Source organism: Jeotgalibacillus marinus, from assembly GCF_040801915.1.
Taxonomy (GTDB): Bacteria; Bacillota; Bacilli; order Bacillales; family Jeotgalibacillaceae; genus Jeotgalibacillus; species Jeotgalibacillus marinus.
Genome location: NZ_JBFMIA010000072.1, coordinates 1 through 712, shown reverse-complemented (window position 1 = coordinate 712; position 712 = coordinate 1). Strand labels below are relative to the sequence as shown.

The 712-nt window shown below is 34.7% G+C and carries 1 protein-coding gene; it reads left to right on the top strand.

Annotation, left to right across the window (positions count from 1 at the left end; translation table 11 throughout):
- Positions 1–19: 19 nt before the first annotated feature.
- Positions 20–712, top strand: a 693-nt coding sequence (locus AB1471_RS16980; protein WP_367780929.1) for a CsxC family protein, incomplete at its 3' end; no start/stop codon positions are given.

Below are 712 nucleotides of genomic sequence, written 5' to 3'. Positions count from 1 at the left end.
AAAGAAAGGAGGATAGTTAATGAGCCAAAAAAATAATTCAACTAATGGAGATTGTCCCATTAAACCTTCTTGTCCGGTAGACTCAACGACACAAGTACCCTTAAACCATGAACCTATATTACCCGATATTGTAATTCAACAGTCGGCTTTTGAATTTCCAATTATACTAGCAGAGCCCAAAATTCAAGTCGTTGTCGAAGCAGATATTCCACTTGATCCACCCGCATTCGAAATTAAGCGAGTGGGAAAAGATATATTCCTAACGCAATGTAAACTTGTACCTGTAGAATTTGTGGAGGAAAGAGGTATACGATTTGTAACAAGAGCAAAATTATTTGTAGAAGGATTTATTCGTAAAAATATTGAATATGCTACAGAGAAATGTAATGAATTCATTCATGATAAAATTGCTGATGTTCCATTTTTTGGTTTTTCAGACCTGAAATTCCCTGATGATTTTTTAAATCCTGCAATTCTAAATGGATCTTCAGAAAGTAGTTCCCGATTTATTAATCCGAAAGATGGGATTACTCCGCGCCAAGATAAATACTTCTTTGAAAATAGTGTTGTTTATAATGAGCAACCATTTTGCAAATTAGTCTCAGCAAAATTCTTTGAACTTGATTTTTCCCCCTGTCCTGTAGATGCGGATAAAACGTTTGATAGACTACGTGAAAAAATCGTCGTTGACCTTACTCTAAGAGTATTACAA